Source organism: Achromobacter sp. DH1f (assembly GCF_000633435.1).
Lineage (GTDB): Bacteria > Pseudomonadota > Gammaproteobacteria > Burkholderiales > Burkholderiaceae_B > Achromobacter > Achromobacter deleyi.
On the sequence record NZ_AYMF01000106.1, the window covers coordinates 1 to 641 of the forward strand.

A 641-nucleotide genomic window follows, 5' to 3' on the forward strand; every position below is an offset into this window, starting at 1 on the left:
ACGTGATGCCCCAGGGGCGGCCGGCCAGCGCCAGGGTGGCGAAGTTCAGCACGACCAGCGCCACGCCGCCCCAGATCAGCGGCCACGGGCCTTGCAGCAGGGACGCGGGCCGGGCCGTGCGCGAGGCGAACGACACCACGTGGCCGTGGCGGCGCTTTTCCAGCACGGTGGCGATCCAGGCGATCAGGGCGAACACCGCCAGGTTGGCGATGAGGGCGGGCGCCAGGCCCCAGGTCTTGATGAGCGAGGTGGGAGCCAGCGCGGGCAGGGCCGACCACCAACCAAAATTGGCCGTGGCGATGACCGAGCCGATGATGAAGAACAGCAGCGTGACCAGCATGCGGGTGTTGCCGCCGCCCACCGCGAAAAGCGTGCCCGAGGCGCAGCCGCCGCCCAGTTGCATGCCGATGCCGAACAGGAAGGCGCCCAGCAGCACCGAGACGCCCGGGGGCGACACCAGGCCGTTGACGGGCTGGCCGAATAGCGAACCCTGCGCCAGGAAGGGGAAGAACAGCAGCACGCCCACGGCCAGCATGAACATCTGTGCGCGCAGGCCGGCGCCGCGGCGATCCGACACGAACACGCGCCAGGCCTGGGTGAAGCCGAACGACGCATGGTAGAGCGCCACGCCCAGCAGCGCG

Annotated in this window: 1 protein-coding gene; it reads right to left on the reverse strand. The window is 70.8% G+C overall.

The genetic code is table 11. From position 1 onward, the window contains the following. The coding region (locus U858_RS0133230) for a YeeE/YedE family protein (protein ID WP_025141370.1) at window positions 1-641 on the reverse strand (641 nt) is incomplete at both ends.